General features: G+C 72.1%; 18 protein-coding genes. 11 read left to right on the forward strand and 7 right to left on the reverse strand.

All coding sequences use genetic code 11. The annotated features are described in order from the left end of the window. Window positions 1-121: 121 nt before the first annotated feature. The 7 genes from ACZ4SW_RS33560 (at window position 122) to ACZ4SW_RS33590 (ending at window position 8,307) form a co-directional block, all read left to right on the forward strand. Complete coding sequence (locus tag ACZ4SW_RS33560) at window positions 122-1,129, forward strand: aldo/keto reductase (protein ID WP_468252815.1); 1,008 nt, start codon at window positions 122-124, stop codon at window positions 1,127-1,129. A 65-nt stretch (window positions 1,130-1,194) separates the two neighbouring features. Further along, a complete protein-coding gene (locus tag ACZ4SW_RS33565) occupies window positions 1,195-1,935 on the forward strand; it encodes an SDR family oxidoreductase (RefSeq protein WP_468252817.1) in 741 nt (246 codons plus the stop codon). Window positions 1,936-2,240: 305 nt separating this feature from the next. After that, on the forward strand, window positions 2,241-2,948 hold the full coding sequence (locus ACZ4SW_RS33570; protein ID WP_468252818.1) for a class I SAM-dependent methyltransferase: 708 nt from the start codon (window positions 2,241-2,243) through the stop codon (window positions 2,946-2,948). A 227-nt stretch (window positions 2,949-3,175) separates the two neighbouring features. Beyond that, window positions 3,176-4,120: an RNA polymerase sigma factor SigJ gene (sigJ, locus tag ACZ4SW_RS33575; RefSeq protein WP_468252820.1), complete on the forward strand. Its 945-nt coding sequence runs from the start codon at window positions 3,176-3,178 to the stop codon at window positions 4,118-4,120. Between the two features lie 92 nt (window positions 4,121-4,212). Beyond that, complete coding sequence (locus ACZ4SW_RS33580) at window positions 4,213-5,424, forward strand: NAD(P)/FAD-dependent oxidoreductase (protein WP_468252821.1); 1,212 nt, start codon at window positions 4,213-4,215, stop codon at window positions 5,422-5,424. A 240-nt stretch (window positions 5,425-5,664) separates the two neighbouring features. After that, window positions 5,665-6,069, forward strand: coding sequence for a hypothetical protein (locus ACZ4SW_RS33585; protein WP_468252822.1), 405 nt, complete (start codon window positions 5,665-5,667; stop codon window positions 6,067-6,069). A 165-nt stretch (window positions 6,070-6,234) separates the two neighbouring features. Continuing rightward, window positions 6,235-8,307 (forward strand): SpoIIE family protein phosphatase, encoded by a 2,073-nt coding sequence (locus tag ACZ4SW_RS33590; protein ID WP_468252824.1) that lies wholly within the window; start codon window positions 6,235-6,237, stop codon window positions 8,305-8,307. 132 nt (window positions 8,308-8,439) lie between these two features. On the opposite strand, the gene ACZ4SW_RS33595 is transcribed toward ACZ4SW_RS33590, so the two are convergent. From ACZ4SW_RS33595 to ACZ4SW_RS33605, 3 genes are all read right to left on the reverse strand, one after another. Beyond that, on the reverse strand, window positions 8,440-9,138 hold the full coding sequence (locus tag ACZ4SW_RS33595) for a hypothetical protein (protein WP_468252825.1): 699 nt from the start codon (window positions 9,136-9,138) through the stop codon (window positions 8,440-8,442). 137 nt (window positions 9,139-9,275) lie between these two features. Then, the gene (locus ACZ4SW_RS33600) at window positions 9,276-10,022 is read right to left on the reverse strand and encodes a hypothetical protein (RefSeq protein ID WP_468252826.1); all 747 of its coding nucleotides are present in this window, start codon (window positions 10,020-10,022) and stop codon (window positions 9,276-9,278) included. A gap of 61 nt (window positions 10,023-10,083) precedes the next feature. Next, window positions 10,084-10,629: an RNA polymerase sigma factor gene (locus tag ACZ4SW_RS33605; RefSeq protein ID WP_468252828.1), complete on the reverse strand. Its 546-nt coding sequence runs from the start codon at window positions 10,627-10,629 to the stop codon at window positions 10,084-10,086. Between the two features lie 89 nt (window positions 10,630-10,718). Between ACZ4SW_RS33605 and ACZ4SW_RS33610 the strand changes: the two genes are divergently transcribed. Both ACZ4SW_RS33610 and ACZ4SW_RS33615 read left to right on the forward strand, forming a co-directional pair. Next, window positions 10,719-11,627, forward strand: a complete 909-nt coding sequence (locus ACZ4SW_RS33610) for a serine/threonine-protein kinase (protein WP_468252829.1) — start codon at window positions 10,719-10,721, stop codon at window positions 11,625-11,627. A gap of 312 nt (window positions 11,628-11,939) precedes the next feature. Next, window positions 11,940-13,268, forward strand: a complete 1,329-nt coding sequence (locus ACZ4SW_RS33615) for a phosphatase PAP2 family protein (protein ID WP_468252876.1) — start codon at window positions 11,940-11,942, stop codon at window positions 13,266-13,268. 71 nt (window positions 13,269-13,339) lie between these two features. Here the strand turns inward: ACZ4SW_RS33615 and ACZ4SW_RS33620 are convergent, their stop codons facing one another. Together ACZ4SW_RS33620 and ACZ4SW_RS33625 are read right to left on the reverse strand one after the other, a co-directional pair. Then, window positions 13,340-13,774, reverse strand: coding sequence for a nuclear transport factor 2 family protein (locus ACZ4SW_RS33620; protein ID WP_468252830.1), 435 nt, complete (start codon window positions 13,772-13,774; stop codon window positions 13,340-13,342). Between the two features lie 47 nt (window positions 13,775-13,821). Further along, window positions 13,822-14,742 carry a zinc-binding dehydrogenase gene (locus ACZ4SW_RS33625; RefSeq protein WP_468252877.1) on the reverse strand — a complete coding sequence of 307 codons (921 nt, stop codon included), beginning with the start codon at window positions 14,740-14,742 and terminating at the stop codon, window positions 13,822-13,824. Between the two features lie 136 nt (window positions 14,743-14,878). Here ACZ4SW_RS33625 and ACZ4SW_RS33630 point away from each other — a divergent pair, with 136 nt between their 5' ends. Then, a complete protein-coding gene (locus ACZ4SW_RS33630; protein WP_468252832.1) occupies window positions 14,879-15,913 on the forward strand; it encodes a LysR family transcriptional regulator in 1,035 nt (344 codons plus the stop codon). A gap of 73 nt (window positions 15,914-15,986) precedes the next feature. Here ACZ4SW_RS33630 and ACZ4SW_RS33635 read toward each other — a convergent pair whose 3' ends face one another. After that, window positions 15,987-16,526, reverse strand: coding sequence for a GNAT family N-acetyltransferase (locus tag ACZ4SW_RS33635; protein WP_468252833.1), 540 nt, complete (start codon window positions 16,524-16,526; stop codon window positions 15,987-15,989). A gap of 257 nt (window positions 16,527-16,783) precedes the next feature. After that, the gene (locus tag ACZ4SW_RS33640; RefSeq protein WP_468252835.1) at window positions 16,784-17,128 is read right to left on the reverse strand and encodes a helix-turn-helix domain-containing protein; all 345 of its coding nucleotides are present in this window, start codon (window positions 17,126-17,128) and stop codon (window positions 16,784-16,786) included. 173 nt (window positions 17,129-17,301) lie between these two features. Between ACZ4SW_RS33640 and ACZ4SW_RS33645 the strand changes: the two genes are divergently transcribed. Beyond that, window positions 17,302-17,676, forward strand: coding sequence for a hypothetical protein (locus ACZ4SW_RS33645; protein ID WP_468252836.1), 375 nt, complete (start codon window positions 17,302-17,304; stop codon window positions 17,674-17,676). Window positions 17,677-17,850 lie beyond the last annotated feature (174 nt).

The raw sequence follows: 17,850 nt of genomic DNA on the forward strand, positions 1-17,850 counted from the left end.
GTTAGCGTTGATGTGTCAGGACGGTGATCGCCGATGTGGCGCCGGTCGCCCGTCCCTCCCTTCCTCCTCAGTCTCTTCCCGTTCCCCCTCGTTTCCCGATCGTCCGACCAGGAGAGCCGCCATGGCCATCACCACCCGAAAGCTCGGCGCCGACGGCCCCGAGGTGTCCGCCCTCGGCCTGGGCGCCATGGGCATGTCCGACCTGTACGGGCACGCCGACGACGCCGAGAGCATCGCCACCCTGCACGCCGCGATCGACGCGGGCGTGAACCTCATCGACACCGCCGACTTCTACGGCTCGGGCGCCAACGAGATGCTCATCGCCCGGGCGTTGAAGGAGCGCAGCCGTGACGAGGTCGTGCTGAGCGTGAAGTTCGGCTCCCGCCGCACCCCCGACGGCGCCTTCCAGCCCGCGCCCTACGACGTCTCACCGGCCGCGGTCAAGGACCGCCTCGCCTACTCCCTGCGGCGGCTGGACACCGACTACATCGACATCTACCGCCCCGCCCGCCTCAACCCGGACATCCCCATCGAGGAGACCGTCGGCGCGCTCGCGGAGATGCGGCAGGCCGGGTTCATCCGGCACATCGGCCTGTCCGAGGTCGGTGCGGACACCATCCGCCGCGCCGCGGCCGTCGCGCCCATCAGCGATGTACAGATCGAGTACTCGCTGCTCTCCCGCGGCCCGGAAGCGTCCGTCCTTCCGACGCTGCGCGAGCTCGGCATCGGTCTGACCGCCTACGGCGTGCTCTCCCGGGGCCTGCTCAGCGGCCACTGGACGGCCGCGCGGCACCTGGGCGCGGACGACTTCCGCGCCCACAGCCCCCGCTTCCAGGGCGAGAACCTCCAGGCCAATCTGCGCCTGGTCGAAGCACTCGGACGCGTGGCGGACCGCCTGGGCGCGACCACGGGCCAGGTCGCCATCGCCTGGGCGGCCGCCCAGGGCCGGGACATCGTCCCTCTGGTCGGTGCCCGCCGACGGGAACGCCTGGCCGAGTCCCTCGGCGCCGCCGATCTCGTCCTGGACGCCGACGCGCTCGCCGACATCGAGGCGGCGGTCCCCGCCGGGTCCGCCGCCGGTGAGCGCTACGCGGCCCCCCTCATGGCCACCCTCGACAGCGAACGCTGACCCATCCCGCAACCACCACCGGGCCCAGCCGGGCCGGGAGACACCTCACCGAAGGACGGATCACCATGACCGACACCACCACCACCCGCATCGCCCTGGTCACCGGCGGCTCCGGCGGCATCGGCCGCGCCGTCGTCGAGCGTCTGGCCCAGGACGGCATCGCCGTCGGTGTGCACTACGCCGGCAACAAGTCCCGCGCCGACGACACGGTCGCCGCGGTCACCGCCGCCGGCGGCAGGGCGATCGCGGTCGGCGGCGACGTCGCCGACGAGCACGCCATGACAGAGGCGTTCGACACCGTGGAGCGGGAGTTCGGCGGCATCGACGTGGTCGTCAACACGGCGGGCATCATGCTGCTGTCCCCGATCGCGACGCTGGACCTGGACGACCTCGACCGGATGCACCGCACCAACATCCGCGGCACCTTCGTGGTCTCCCAGCAGGCGGCCCGGCGGGTGCGCTCCGGCGGCGCGATCATCAACTTCTCGACCTCGGTCACCCGCCTGCAGTTCCCCACCTACGGCGCCTACGCGGCGAGCAAGGGTGCCGTCGAGGCCATGACCCTGGTCCTGGCCCGCGAACTGCGCGGCAAGGCCATCACGGTCAACGCCGTGGCCCCCGGCCCCACCGCCACGCCCCTGTTCCTGGAAGGCAAGGACCAGGCCACGATCGACAACCTGTCCAAGGCCGCCCCGCTGGAGCGCCTGGGCACCCCCGAGGACATCGCCGAGGCGGTCGCGTTCCTCGCCGGCCCGGCGCGCTGGATCAACGGACAGGTCCTGTACGCGAACGGCGGTGTGGCCTGACCGGTCTCCCCCCGGTCACCCGTCGCGCCCACCTGCCCTTCCGGCCCCTTCCCCGACACCCTCGCTTCCCCCCACACACACCCGCGCTTCCCCGCACCCTCGCTCGCCATCCGTCCGCCCTCCCCGGACGCGCCGGGCCGCCCCTCAGGAGAGACCTCCCATGAAGAACATCGTCGTCATCACCGGTGCCTCCAGCGGCTTCGGCGCCACCCGGGCCACGGCCCGGGGTTCCGGTTCCAACTGACTTGTTTCTACGCTGACGTGGGACGCATCTCCGTCGACGGTGTGGAGGGGTGGTCGGCACGGTGCAGACGCATGAGCGCAGGGCGCGGGTCCGCGAGGTACGGCGTCGGCTCGCGCGGGAGGGGCCGCCGTGGACGCGGGGCCGCGAGGCGGACTTCGAGACGGTCACGGTGCCCGAACGGCAATGCGACCAGTTGCGCGACCTGCTGGTCTCCGAGGGTGCGCAGACGGTGGTGGAGGTCGGTCTCGCGTACGCCAGTTCCGCACTGGCGATCGGGGAGGCGCTGATCACCGTGGATCCGCCGCACCCCCGGCACGTCATCATCGATCCGTTTCAAGAACGGGAGTGGTCCAACGCCGGCTGGGACCTGCTGTGCTCCGCCGGGCTCGACTCGATCGCCTCACTCCTGCCGACTCCTTCGTCGATCGCGCTCCCGCAACTCCTCACCGAGGGGCTCGTCGCCGACGCGGCGTTCGTGGACGGCAGTCACCGGTTCCATGAGGTCTTCGTCGATCTCTACTTCCTGCGGAAGATCGTTCGGCCCGGCGGGCTGATCGTGATCGACGACGACTGGGCACCGTCGGTGCGCACCGCCGCGCACTACTACGAGCGGAACCTGGGGTGGACGGTGATTCCCGACGCCTTCCCGGGCGAAGCCGCGACGACGGCCGACGCCCCTTCGGGCCCCCCACCACGGGCTCGCTGCAAGGCCTTCCGCTTGCCTGATCCCCCGTTCGAGCCGCCCTTCGAGGAGTTCCGCGCGTTCTGAGACGGTTTCCGGATCGGTGACGAGTTCGTCAGGACGCGGGGCCGAGGGCGTGTCGAGCGCGACGATCGTCGCCCCGGCACGGCCGCCCGGCACGGCGATCGTCGCCCCGGCACGGCCGCCCGGGTTCCTCTGCCGGACGGAGGGTGCACCGGTCGGGCGGCGCAGGCCGCCGTGCATCGGCCGTCGCAGGGGCGACCATCGCCTGCCCGGGCACTAGGATCCGGGCCATGGCCCTGACCCTGAACGACGTGGAACGGTTCGAGGCGTCCAGGCCCCGCCTGGAGGCCATCGCCTACCGTCTCCTCGGCTCCGCGAGCGAGGCCGAGGACGCCGTGCAGGACACCTTTCTGCGCTGGCAGGCCGCCGACGTCGAGCACATCGAGGTCCCCGAGGCCTGGCTGACGAAGGTGCTCACCAACCTGTGCCTCAACCAGCTCACCTCGGCCCGCGCGCGCCGCGAGACCTACGTGGGTCAATGGCTCCCCGAGCCGCTGCTCGCCGGGGACCCGATGCTGGGCCCGGCCGACACCGCCGAACAGCGCGAATCGGTCTCGTACGCGGTCCTCGCCCTGCTGGAGCGCCTGTCCCCGGGCGAGCGGGCGGTGTACGTGCTGCGGGAGGCCTTCGACTACCCGCACCGGGAGATCGCCGAGATCCTCGACATCACCGAGGCCGCCAGCCAGCAGACCTTCCACCGCGCCAAGAAGCACGTCGCGGACGGCAAGGCCCGCACCGAGATCGACGAGGCCGCCGCCCGGCGGATCGTCGACGAATTCCTCGCGGCCGCCACCAGCGGCCGGACCGAGCCGCTGCTCCGGCTGCTCACCCAGGACGCGATCGCGATCGGCGACGGCGGCGGAAAGGTCCCCGCCCGTGCCAAGGCGTTCGAGGGTGCCCTCGCGGTCGCGAAGTTCATGCGGGGGCTGTTCAAACCGAGCCAGGCCAAGCGCGACCTGGCCGGCGGCTCACCCGGGCTCTACGCCACGACCGCCAACGGCGGCCCCGCGCTCGTGGCGGTCGTCGACGGCCGGGTCGTCGGCGTCATGTGCCTGGAGGTGACCGCCGAGGGCATCGCCGCGTTCCGCAACCAGGTCAACCCCGACAAGCTCGAGCGCGCGAACCGGTGGTGGGCGGCCGCGGACCACGGTGAACCCCTGCTCCACGTCTTCTGACGCCGTGTGATGTGCTTCACACCGTGTTCCTGTCAGGAAACGGCGGGCCGCCCGGTTCAAGGGGCGAATCCGCTGAAGACAGGAGCAGGGACATGCAGCACCGCATCGTCGTCCTCGGAGCCGGATACACCGGGGCCATCGCCGCCGGGCGCCTCGCCAAGCGGCTGCACCGCGACGACGTCGCCATCACCCTCGTCAACGCCGAACCCGACTTCGTCGAGCGCGTCCGGATGCACCAGCTCGCGGTCGGCCAGGACCTCAAGTCCCGGCCCTTCGACGAGATGTTCGCGGGCACCGGCGTCGAACTGAAGCTGGCGAAGGTCACCGGCGTCGACGTCGACCGCAGGACGGTCACCCTCGCCGACGCGCACGCCGCCGGGGAGCCGACGGTCGAGGAACTCCGGTATGACACCCTCGTGTACGCCCTCGGCAGCGGCTGGGACCACCAGGGCGTGCCCGGCACCGCCGAGCACGCCCACGAGATCGCCGGCCGCCCCGGAGCGCTCCGGCTGCGCGAGCGCCTGGCGGCGCTGGACGCCGGGGAGCCCGTCGTCGTGGTCGGCGGCGGCCTCACCGGCCTGGAGGCCGCGACCGAGATCGCCGAGGCCCGCCCGGACCTCGACGTCGCCCTGGCCGCCCGCGGCGGCCTCGGCGACTGGCTCTCGCCCAAGGGCCGCCGGCACCTGCGGAAGGTCTTCGGCAAGCTCGGCATCACCGTGCACGAACACGCCGTCGTCACCGCCGTCGAGGCCGACCGCGTCACCACCGCCGACGGGGGCTCCATCCCGGCCGCGGTCACGGTGTGGACCACCGGCTTCGCCGTCCACCCGATCGCGCAGGCCACCACCTTGGAGGTCACCGACACGGGCCGGATCGTGGTCGACGGGACCATGCGCTCGGTCTCGCACCCCGACGTGTACGCCATCGGCGACGCGGCGATGGCGATGGGCGCCGGCGGCAAGCCGCTGCGCATGTCGTGCGCCTCCGGCACCCCCTCCGCATGGCAGGCCGCCGACGCCATCGCGGCCCGCCTGACCGGCGGGAAGCTCCCGAAGATCCCGCTGCGTTACTTCAACCAGTGCATCTCACTGGGCCGCAGGGAAGGCCTGATCCAGTACGTCACCGCGGACGACCGCGCCGTCCGGGCGGCTCTGACGGGACGGCTCGCCGCCGTCTACAAGGAAGTGGTCTGCGCGGGCGCGGCCTGGAGCGTCGCCAACCCGACGCTCGGGATGCCGACCCGGCGCCGCCGCGTCGTGCGGGAGCAGGCCCCGGCGGGGCCTCAGGTCAAGGTGCCGGCCTGACCCGCACAGCGGAAGTCCCCGGCCGTGGACTCCCGGGTGCCCCGCCGGCGCCGTACCGGCGGCGCACCCGGCCCGGTCGGCGCCGCCCGGCGAGCGGACTCCCGCGCCAGGCGGCGTCCCTTGACCGCTGTGCGTGGGCCGGTACGTCGGCCGGCCCCTCACGGCCTGGACGCACGTACTCGGGTGGAGATGAGTACGTGCGCTCTGCCGGTGCCGGGGTGCGGCGCGAACGATGGGGCCATGCGCCAAGGACTACCGAAACCCGTTCCGCCGCTGGTGCGGATCCTTCTGATGACCGGGGTGTCGTCGGCGGCGTGGGCTGCCTGGCTGGGCTGGGACCAGCACCGCGACGTGCACCCCGACGGTACGACGACCGGCCCGTACGAGGCGTGGCAGGTGATCGGGCTGGTGCTGACTCTGCTGGTACCGGTGTACTGGGCGGCGTCCCGGCGTCACGTCGCGGCCGCCGTGCTCGGCACCACGGCGGGCCTGACCGCTGCCGCCTACTACGACTGGTCGGACGACGCCGAGGGCCTGTTCGTGGTCGGCGTGGGGTTGCTGATGGCGGCGAGCCTCGCCCTGACCGCCCTCGTGTCCGCCGTGATCGGCTCCATGAAACGGCACGGACGGCGGATCGGACAGTGACGGCACGCCGATGGGAGCCACGTCCTCGCCCGCCGGGACATCAGGTGCGGTGCGGGTCCGCCGGCCCGTTCAGGATGTGCCGCCCGGGTCCGGGGCGACTATGAAGGAAGGCAGCGGCCACGCCGCGGTGCGAGCCGTGGCACCGAGTGGGACGGAGGTCGGCGCATGGGCAGGGCGGACTCCTCGCGGGCAGACCGGGACCGGCCGGCGGCCGGCCCCGCCGTGCCGCCCAGCGGCCTGCTCGACCGGCTGAGTGTCGCCGCGGTGGTGCTGGACACGAGGGGCCGGGTGGTGTTCTGGAGCCCTCAGGCCGAGGAGCTGTTCGGCTACACGGCGCAGGAGGCGCTGGGCCGGTACGCAGCGCGGCTGATGGTCCACGAGGAGCACTGGGACGAGGTGATCAAGCTTTTCGCCCAGGTCATGGAGTCCGGTGCCGACTGGGCCGGGGCGTTCCCGATCCGGCACAAGGACGGCAGCACCCGCCTGGTGGAGTTCCGCAACATGCGGCTGCTGGACGACCTCGGTGACACCTACGCCCTGGGCCTGGCCGCGGACCAGGCGACCGTGCGGCGGGTCGAGCGGGACGTCGCCCTGTCCACGCGCCTGGTGTCCCAGTCCCCGATCGGGCTGGCCATCCTGGACACGGACCTGCGCTACGTGACCGTGAATCCGGCTCTCGAACGCATCACCGGCCTGCCCGCCGCCGAACGGGTCGGCCGGACGGCCGGCGAGGTCCTGACCTTCCTGGACACCGGGAACGTCGAGACGCGTTTCCGCCGTGTCCTGCAGACGGGCGAACCGGTCGTGGACCGGCACATCGTCTGCCGTCCCCCCGGCGACCCCGACCGGGACCACGCCTGGTCCGTCTCCTACTACCGGCTGGAGGATTCCGCCGGGCGGGTGCTCGGCATCGCGTATTTCGTCATCGACATCACCGAGCGGCACCGAGCCGCGACCGAAGCGGCGCAGGCACGGCAGCGCCTGGCCCTGATCGCCAAGGTCTCCGCCTCCGTGGGCACCACCCTCGATCTGGAAACGACGGCGCATGAGCTGGCCGAGGCCCTCGTACCGGATCTGGCCGACATGGTCACCGTGGACGTGACCCAGAGCCTGCTCTCCGGGCGCGCCGTGCCGGACGCGGGTCCGGCGAGCTTCCGCGTCCTCGCCGTCGGCGCGGTCCATCCGGCGGAGGCGGTCCGCGCGGTCGACCCGCCCGGGGGAATCGCCACGTACGGAAGCGACCGTCTGGTCACCCGGTGCGTGCGCACCCGCCAACCGGTCCTGGTGCCCCACACCTCTGCCGGCGACCTGCGGCGGATCGCCCGCGACAGCGAGGCCGCCGCCCTCCTCGCGGCGGCCGGTGTGCACTCCTACCTGGCCGTACCGCTCGTGGCCCGCGGGGAAGTCCTCGGCGCCGTCGCCCTCAAACGCACCCACAACCCCGCGCCCTTCGACGACGACGACGTCTTCCTCGCCGGCGAGGTGGCCTCCCGCGCCGCGGTGTGCATCGACAACGCCCGCGGGTACCAGGCCCAGCGCGAAGCGGCCCTCACCCTGCAGCGCAGCCTGCTCCCCGAGCCCCCGTCACTCCTGCCCGGCCTGCAGATCGCCTGCCGCTACCAGCCCGCCGGCGCCACCAGCGAGGTCGGCGGCGACTGGTACGACGCCATACCCCTGCACGCGGGCAGGACCGCCCTCGTCGTCGGCGACGTCATGGGCAGCGGCATCAACGCCGCCGCCACCATGGGCCAGCTCCGCAGCGCCACCCGCGCCTTCGCCGAACTCGACCTCGCCCCCGACGAGGCCCTCCGCCATCTCGACCACCTGACCGAGAGCGTCCAGCAGACCATCGCCACCTGCGTCTACTGCGTCTACGACCCGCAGGAGGGCCGGTGCCACATCAGCCTCGCCGGCCACCTGCCCCCCGCCCTGCTGTGTCCCGGCCGGCCGGCGGAGCTCCTCGATCTGCCCACCGGCGTGCCGCTGGGTGTCGGAGGCGTCCCCTTCGAGACCACCACCATCGCCTTCCGCCCCGGCGACCGGCTCGTCCTCTACACCGACGGCCTGGTCGAAACCCGGAGCGAGGCCATCGACGCCCGCCTGGACGCCCTTCTGGCCGCCCTCACCGAGCTGCGCGGCCCGGACCTGGGGGAGGTCTGCGACCGCCTCCTGGACATCCTCCGATCACCCGGCGGCGAGGACGACGTCGCCGTGCTCATCGCGCAAGCCCGGCCCTGAGGAACCGCACCGGGCAGTCCACTCGGCCGGCAGTCGCCAAGGCGGTGTCCGGCGCGGCCTCCACTACCGTCCGCCGCCCCGCTGGGCACGCCCCGCGGGGCAGCGCGGGAAGCGGGCCGCGGCCCGACGGGATCAGCGGGCCAGCCGGTTGACGGCGGCGGCCGCGATGCCTTCCATGTAGCCGGGGTCGTCGCTGGGCTGGCCGGAGAGTTCCACGATGCCGAACCTGTGGCCGCTGCGGATCACCGCGACACCGCCGGTGACTCTGCCGTCGCCGCTGAAGGCCGGGTACCACCTGCCCTCGCCGGTCTTGACGGTGAGCGTGTGTCCCTTGCCGTAGTACCAGTGACCGGCCGGCTCGTCCTGGCAGCCGCGCACCAGCTTGTCGAGCTGCTTCTCGTACGAGGCCGCGGACGTGTCGGTGGAACCGTCTGCGACGGATTCGGTCAGCAAGGTGTCCTTGGTGTCGAAGGTCCAGGTCACGTCGGCGTAGGCCGCGGCCTTCCCCATGGTGAGCGTGCGCATCGTCTCCTCGCCCGAGCACGCCGAGAGGGCCTGTGTCCCGGTGGTGCCCACCGTCGAGCCGACCGGGGCCAGGCCCTGCTGGAAGAAGTCTGCACGCTGCATCAGATTGCCGGTGCCCAGGCCGTGCCCGGCCGCCGTGCCGGTCGCCGCGGTCGCCGGCCGGTTCGGCGAGCCGGTGTGCGCGTCGGCGGCCGCGGGCTGCGTGCCGATGACGACCGCGCCCAGGGCGGCACCGAGCAAGGCCGCTGCTCCTGCGGTACGACCGAGGCGCGAGGACTTCCTGCCGGCTGCTTGGTTGTCGAACATCTCGTCTCCTGTCTGGTCGCGACGCGGTTCGCGTCGCCGTACACCAGGGAGATGCCGCAGGTGCGGGAGATGTTGGATGGGGATCCGCCGCGATCGGTGTGAGCCACATCACGTCTGCCGACGGGGTCGGGGCGGTCTCAGAGCTGTGTCACGGCCGCACGAACGATCCGCGTCATCGCCGCCGTGCCCAGGCAGGCGTCGACCTCCAGGACCCCGTAGTGGGAGCCGTTCCGGAGTATGGCGACGCCTCCGCACGCCTCCTTCCCCCGTGGTGCGGTCCCTGCGGTGTTCAGATCACCCTCGTAGGTGCCCAGCCAGCTCGCGGTGATGCCCGGAGCGACATCGACCGTGTGCGTCGGCCCGTAGACCCAGTGGCCGGCCGGTTCGGTCTGGCACGGCACTTCCTCCAGCAGCAGGCGCTGGGCGTAGTTCTCCGCCAATGCCGGGGTTCGGGCGTCGTCGGCGACCTCGCGCGCGACCTGGTCCTCGATGTTCTCCGCCAGGGTGGGGTCACTGGCGTCCGTGTGCGTGGTCGTCACCAGCCCGCGGAAGTGTGCGTCCGACCCTCCCAAGGTCTCGCCGAGGGTCTTCTCCCCGGTGCAGGCCGCGTTGGCGTACTGACCGTCTCCGACCCGGTCCCGCACGTAGATGCGCCGGGAGATCCCCACCTTCCGGAACTCGGCCGCTGCCAGCAAGTGCCGGTCCGTCATGGGTCCGCCGGCGGGCTTCGGCGCGGGAGAGCCGTTGCCCGGCGAGGACGCCGAAGCGTCCGGCGTCACCGTGGGGGTGGCCGGAGCGGAGCGAGCGGGCAGGACGAACCGGCCGGTCAGCAGGCCGAGTCCGGCGGCTGCCGCCAGGACGACGACGACCGTCCGAGCCCGCACGGCGGCACCTCCCGGCCCCTGGTCATGCCGATGCCGGTCGGGCGAGGGGAGCCGGGACGCCTCAGAAGCCATGGCCGAGGCGGTCCCGCATGAAACGACGAGCCTGGTGGATGCGGTCCTTGACCGTGCCCAGGGGAGCACCGGTGATCTCGGCGACCTGAAGGTAGGTCAGGTCTCCGAGGTCGCGCAGCACGAAGGACTCCACCAGGGCCGGGTGCCGTTCCTCGAGCGCGGCCAGCGACTCCATCAGGTCCAGGCGGGTCCCCGCGATGACGCTCGTCGTCCGGGGGTCGGCACCCTCGGGAAGGACCGCGTGACTGTCCTCCGCGCGCCGGCGCATCGAGCGGTACGTGGACCGGGCGGCGTTCGAGGCGATCACCGTCACCCACCCGAGGAACGAGCCCCGCCCGGTGTACTCGTGCAGGTGCGTGCTGATGGACAGCAGGGCGTCCTGCGCGGCCTCTTCGGCGTCGGCGTGGTGCGGGAGGAACCTGGAGCAGCGGCGCATGACCGCGGGCCGGAGCCTGACGAGGAGCCGCTCCAGGGACGCCCGGTCACCCGCCTGGGCAGCCGCCACAAGCCGTGTCAGCTCATCCTCTTCGGTCACCCTGATTCCCCCCGTCGGCGTCCGGCCCCGCATCCCCTCGGCCGCACCGACGCGTTCCCAGCCCATCGCCTCGGGCACAATGTCGCCGCATGCGGAAGCTAGGTCGTTACCTCCTCGACGACAGACTGGGAGCCGGTTCGTTCGCGACCGTCTGGAAAGCATACGATCCCGAGCTCGACACGGATGTCGCGGTCAAGGTGCTCGCGGACAACTGGGCGTCGAACGCCGATGTTCGACAGCGCTTTCTGGCGGAGGCGAGGCTGCTCCGCAGGATCTCGAGCCCGCGTGTCGTACGAGTTCACGACGTCGGTGTCCAGGACGACCGGCCCTATTTCGTCATGGACTACGTCCGAGGCGGCACACTGGCCGAGAGGATCGGGCACTGCCGGCCCGCGGAGGCGCTCCGTCTGGCGGCCGAGGCCGGATACGCGGTTCAGGTGCTCCATGAGGCAGGCGTCGTCCACCGCGACATCAAGCCGTCGAACCTCCTGGTCGACACGAGCCGCACGCCCCCTGCCGTGCTCGTCGCGGACCTCGGCAGCGCGAAGCAACTCGCCGACGCGTCGGGGTTGACCGTGACCACGGGAACTCCCGCCTACATGGCGCCCGAGCAGGCCTTCCAGACCGGCGGTTTCGACGGCCGAGCCGATGTGTACGCCCTCGGAGTCGTCACGTTCGAACTGTTGACCGGACACAAGCCGTTCGGTTCGGGCGGTCGTGCGGTCCTTGCGGCAGGGCAGGCGGCGACGTCTTCGGCGCCGACGATCCCGAGGGAGCTGGAGGTGCCGAACGGCATCGACACGCTCCTGCGTGCCGCGCTGTCCCTGGATCCCGAGCGCCGACCGCAAACGGCGCGGGAGTTCGCGGATGCCCTGCTGTCACGGGGAGGGCGGGAGGAGGCGCCGGCCGGGCCCTCGGGGCCGACACGTCCGGTGGTCTGGCTTGCGGCGGTCGTCGTGTTCCTGGTGACCGCGGTGCTGACCTGGTGGGTCCGCTGATCCCGATCGCGGCTGCCGATCACGGCTGCCGATCACGGCTCCCCGTCACGGCTCCGGGTCACGGCTCCGGGTCACGGCCGAACTGCCGTGACCGCCCGTCCCGTCCGCGCGACTCCGATAACATGTTCGAACTCAGGATGAATGCCGACCGCCCGTCCGTCACCGGAAAACCATGCCATCCAGCACGAAAAGCAACCCCCATTTGACCGACATCCAAACAATCGGGCCGAGTTATTGAGATCGATAGCATCGCGACTGTTTTCGCGAATAAAATGCGGAATTGCGTTCTCCGCGTGGCGTCGACCACGGGCGATACTGTGGGCCGCAGCGGTTGTGGTGTCCCTTGGACTGCTCCTCACGCTGGAGATCGTCGCGCGCCGCTACGGCCTGCCGGGGCCGGTCGCCTGTCAGATACGGGAGCTGATATTCCCGCCCAAATCGGGCTTCTTGTTGTACGCCAGCCTGGCGTTGACGATGGTGGTGCTCACCCGGCGGGAACGGTTCGTGGCGGCCGGCGCCGCGATCGGCATCGACGTCGCCTTCTTCCTCGTGCGGTGGCTGGCCGGTGTCAGGGTGACCGAAGGCCACCCCTTCGGCAACGGTGCTCTGTGGGTGATCGTGGGCTGTGCGGTCATCGCCGTCACGCGACGCACAGGCCCGGACCGTGTCCTGATGCTGAAGGGCGTCGGGCTGGGACTGCTGCTGGTGGTGGGCCGCAAGACCGGTGACACCTGGCTGCTGATCACGTCGAAGACCCGCCCGGCGGTGCTCGACCAGTACGTGGCGACCGCCGATCACGCGCTGGGCAATCCGTCGTGGCTGGTGGGTCGGATGGTCACGGCCACCGGCTCGATCGGCGCCCATGCCCTCAACTACGTCTACGCCCAGCTCGCGGTGGCCGCCGTCGTCGTCGCGCTGTACCAACTGCGCAACGTGGCGGTCGAGCGCCGCTTCCCGGGCCACCACCTGGTGCGCACCTTCCTGGTGATCGGCCTCGTCGGTCCGGCCGTCTACATGATCTTCCCGGTGGTCGGCCCGCTCTACGCCTACGGCACCGGCAACGACCACTGGGCGTGGGCCGACCTGTGGCCGGCAACGCCGCCCACGGCGCACTGGGCGGTGTCCGACCTGTGGCCGCACACGCCGCCGCCGATCGGCACCCCGCACCCGATGCCGTTCGACCAGACCACCCCGCGCAACTGCATGCCCAGCCTGCACACGGCGTGGGCCACCGCGATCTTCATGCATTCCCGCAAGGGCCCACGGATCCTGCGGTACGCAGGCACCTTCTGGCTGATCGCCACGCTCACCGCAACCCTCGGATTCGGCTTCCACTACGGCGCGGATCTCGCTGCCGGCATGGTGTTCGCAGTCACGATCGAGGCAGCTCTGCGCTCGCTGGACCGCGGCTGGGAACGATCGGGGATCCGGCTCGTCGTTCACGGTGCATCGGTCTTCGCCGCGCTCCTGGCCGCATACCGCTATCTGCCGGTGCAGATGGCCGAACACCCGTGGCTGTCCGGACCACTCGTCCTTCTGGCGGTGACCTCAGTGGTCCACGGCTACGCACGGACCACCACGTCGTGGGAACGGAAGACCGCCCCACCGCGGCAACCCGAATTGCAACCCGAAGCAGCCTGAATCACGTACCGGGGCGGTGTCCGCGGCGTACGCGAGCGCCAGGAGACCCAGGCGCTCGCGCCGGGCGTGGCTCACTCGGCGCCGGCGGGCCGCTGGGCGTCATGGCCGGGGAAGAGCGTCGCGGCCACGTGCCGCGTGTCGGCGTATTCGACGACGGAGACGATCTTGCCGTCGCGGACCGTGTAGATGCCGATGCAGCGATTGTCGTAGGCGCCGCCGTACACGGTCGTGGCCTTGGAGGTCCATTCGGCCACCACGCGGTCGCCCTCGGCGATCGTGCTGACCAGTTCGATGTCCACGGTGCCGGGGACGAAGACCGTTCCCATGCCGCCGAGGAACTCGTTGATGATCGCGTCGCGGCCGTGCCACACCTTGGAGACGGGCAGGTCGCCCGGGTAGTGCCAGGTCGCGTCTGCGGAGAAGCTGTCGTGGATGACGTCGGCGTCACCGTCGCGGACGGCCTCGACGTAGCGGATGACGACGGCCCTCGCGTCGCTGGTGGTCATGGGCGTGCTCCTTCGGTTGTTCCCGCGTCCGGATGTTCCGGCGCGGATCAGGACAGGGTGAGGACGGCCTTGCCGCGGATGCGGCGGTCGCGCAGGTCGGTGAGGGTGGTCGCGGTGTCGGCCCAGTCCGTGACGCGGCCGATCTCGGGGTGCAGGCGGCCTTCGGCGGTCAGCCGGACGAGTGCCGCGAGGTCGTCGTCGAGGCGGGTGTCGGCGTCGAGGTAGTGGAAGTGGCGGATGACAGCCGATTCGGGGCCGGTGAAGAAGTCGAAGAAGTCGAGCGTCGCCGGTGTCCGGCTTGCCTGCCCGAACCAGATCAGCGTGCCGCGCCTGGCGAGCCGCGCGAGGGCGAGGGGGAGGGCCGGTCCGCCGGTCGACTCCAGCACGACGCCGTACGGACCGCGGGCGTCGGCGACGTCGTGGACGATCTCGGCGGCGCCGAGGTCGGCAAGCCGGGCCCCGCGTGCGGCGTTCCCGGTCACGGCGGTGACCTGAGCCCCGGCGGCGGCCGCGAGTTCGGTGACGAAGTGGCCCACGCCCCCCGAGGCACCGGTCAGCAGTATCCGCCGGCCCAGCACGGGTCCGGCAGCGCGCAACAGCCGCAGCGCGGTGAGACCGGCCAGCGGCAGCGCCGCGCCCTGGAGCACCGACACGCTGTCCGGCAGCTCGGCGAGCGCGTCGGTAGGCACCGCCACGTACTCCGCCCAGCCGCCCCCCATGGGATGGCCCACGACCCGCGTGATCCCGGACGGCCCGCTGCCGTCGGCGGCCGGCTGCACCACCAGGCCCGCGATGTCCTTGCCGGGGCGCGCGCCGGGGACGGGCTTCTCCAGCTTGAACGTCTCGCCCCGATTGACCGAGAACGCCTCGACCTTCACCAGCGCCTCGTTGGGGCGCGGCGTCGGTTCGGGGACGTCGGCGAGCACGACCGGCTCGGCGGGATCTCCGGTCGGTACGAAGGCTTTCATCGTGGTCATCTCCTCGGTGGCCCGCGGCCGTTCCTCGGCGCGGCTTGCAGGACCATCCGACCGTGTGGAGGGGCGACCCGGCCAACAACCCGCTCGCCTGACCGACAACGTGGGGTTGTCGCTTAGGGTCGGCGGCATGGACCTTGACCTCGCCCTGGTCCGCGCCTTTGTCGCGACCGCCGGGACACTGCACTTCGGGCGGGCCGCCGAGGAGCTGAACACCAGTCAGCAGGCGCTGTCCAAACGCATCGCGCGGCTGGAGGAGTTGCTGGGCGTGCGGCTCTTCGAGCGCCAGGGCGGCACCCGGCTGAGCGAGGCGGGGGAGCGGTTCCTGCCGGCCGCGCGCGAGGCGCTCGCGGCGGGCGAGCGGGCGATCGCGGCGGTGACGGGCGCCGGCCCGGTCGTCCGGATCGACACGTGGGGTCATCTGTACGCGCCGATGCGCACGGTCGCGGAGGCGGTACGGAGGCTCGGCGCGGTGCGGTGGGAGCCGGGCCCGGGACGTGACTGGCCGTCAGTCGCACACGCGCTGTCGCGCGGCGACACGGACCTGGGCTTCGGTCGCGTGCACCCGCTGCCCGACGGCCGGGATGCGGGACTCACCCAGCGTCTGGTGCGGCTGGAACCCGTCGACGTGGTGGTCGGCGCGTCCCACCCGTTGGCCGACGCCGGTGCACTGCGCCCGGCCGACCTGCGCGACAGCGTCCTGGTGTGCCCGGCCGAACTGAACCGCCTGGACTTCCTGCGCCGTTTCGCCGACGAGTTCGGGATCACGCGGCGGCACGACGGCCCCAATCTGGGCCTGGACCACCTCCTCCGGCACGTGCGCACCGACCCCCGAGGCTTCACCGTCTTCCCCGCCGACGCGCCGCTGCCGGACCACACGGGGCTGCGCTCCATCCCGCTCGTCGAGCCGACACCGCTGTACGCGTGGTCGCTGGCCTGGCGGGAGTCGTCCCGCCACCCGCTGCTCGACACCCTGCTGCGCGGCTTCACCGAAACCGGCCGTACCCGGCGCTGGCTGGAGTACCGACCGCAGCGCGACTGGCTCCCCGACACCGACCATTCGAAACTCGTGGACCGTCAGGAGCCGGCTCGCGGACGGCCGCCGTCGCCGGCCCGGGGCGTGGACCTGGTGGACCGGGCCGAGAGCGCTGCCGGTGATGCCTGAAGCGGACGCGGAGGCCGGACGTCGAGCGGGTCCGGAGGCGGGCAGGGCTCCAGCGGGGCGTGCGGCCGGTCGGTCAGGGGCGGTCCAGACCCCACGTCTGCAGGGCGTAGGGCCGCCCCTTCTCCTCACCCCTGATCAGCGGCACGTCGAGCAGTCTGAAGCCGGCCTTGGTGGCCACGGCGACGCTGGCGGAGTTCTCGGCTTCCAGCTCCAGGATCACCTGCTCCGCGCCGAGCTGCTCGAAGGCGTACGCGGCCATCACCCGCACCGCCCGTGCCGCCAGCCCCTGGCCGCGGTGGGCCGGGCCGACCGCGTAGCCGAGCTCCGTGCCCTCGGGGGCACGCCGCAGCATCACCTCGCCGAGCGGTGCGCCGCCGTCGACGGTGATGGCGAGCAGGATGGCCGTGCCCTCGGCCCGAAGCTGCCGGTCCCGGTGCAGTCGTGCGCGGGCGGCCGCTTCGTCGAAGGGGGAGACGATCGGTGTCCAGTACGCGATGTCGGGGTGGTCGAACAGCTCCGGCATCGCGGCCAGGTCCGCCTCCGTCCAGTCGCGGAGAACGAGCCCTTCCCCTGAGAGCTCGATCCGCTCGGGAAAGGGCGTGGTGCTGCTCATGGCGGGGGCCTCCCTGACTTGTCCAGGACAAGGAAGGATAACCGGCCCGTGGTCGCCCGCCGTGGGCACGGAGCCGAGGGGCGCCGGGCGGGTTGCGGAGGAGCCGGTGCGCCCGTCTTCGCCGCGTTCCGCGCACGCGAGGGGTCGATGCCGATGCCGGCGCGGACCGACCCGGCCTCGCCCCGACCGGCGGCTTTTCCCGGCCGTATGTCCGTCGGCCGTAGGACGGCGTTCCGGAACGGCCCCCGTCCGGGTGCTCAGCCGGAGCCGGGACCGCCCGCCGATTCGCCGGCGGCGCGGCGGTACTCGGCGTTGATGCGCTTCGCCTCCTCGAGCTGGTCCTCGAGGATGACGATGCGGCACGCCGCCTCGATCGGGGTCCCCTTGTCGACGAGCTCGCGGGCGCGCGCGGCGATGCGCAGTTGGTAGCGGGAGTACCGGCGGTGTCCCCCCTCCGAGCGGAGCGGAGTGATCAGACGCGCCTCACCGATGGCTCGGAGGAAGGCCGGGGTGGTGCCGAGCATCTCGGCCGCCCGGCCCATCGTGTACGCCGGGTAGTCGTCGTCATCCAGACGATCGTGCAGAGGATTGTCCGATGTCATGTCACCTCGCTGTGCAACGCGCCGAGGGGTCCCGGTGGCGTACGGCGTCAGGGCCCCGAAGGAACCTATCGCGATCGGCCCTCACCGGCTCGCGGCTGCCGCCTCCTGTCGCGCGTACCGTTTCGGCCCAGAGGGCGGTCCGGGTACGGGCGGGCCGCATAAGCTCTGCTGTCATGTCGAACCCTGATGAGCTGCTGGTCGCCATCTCCGCCGCGGTGGAGTCCGAGCGGAGCAATCAGATGTCGTTGACCGTGGTCGTCGGCGGCGCCGTCATCACCGGCCGGCTGGCTCCCGAGGCCGTGTGGCGGGAGCGGGTGGCGGAGGTCCTGAAGGACTCCGACCGTCTGGCCCCGTTCTCGAACGTCTTCACCCGCGGCCCGCAAGGGAAGCGGGCCGGTCGCGGCGAGGCGCCCACGCATCTGCACTTTCATCTCGCCCGGATCCTCCAGGGCAGCCTCGGCATCCCGGAGACGGGCGGCATGTACCGCGTCGCGATCAAGGACGTGAGCGCATGGAGCGTGGGCGATCTGAGTTACGTCGACCGGTGAGACGCCGTCTCCGCCCGGTGGCCCGGCCACGGGTTCCGAGCGGACGGCGACACGGCGGTGGGGGGGGGGGGGGGGGGGGGGGGGGGGGAGGGGGGGGGGGGGGGGAGAGGGAGGGCGGTGGCCCCCTCTCCCCCCTGATGGTAGTCCGCGGCGAAAAGGACGCGTTGGAGGGCG

It is taken from the genome of Streptomyces sp. NPDC028331, from assembly GCF_055565775.1.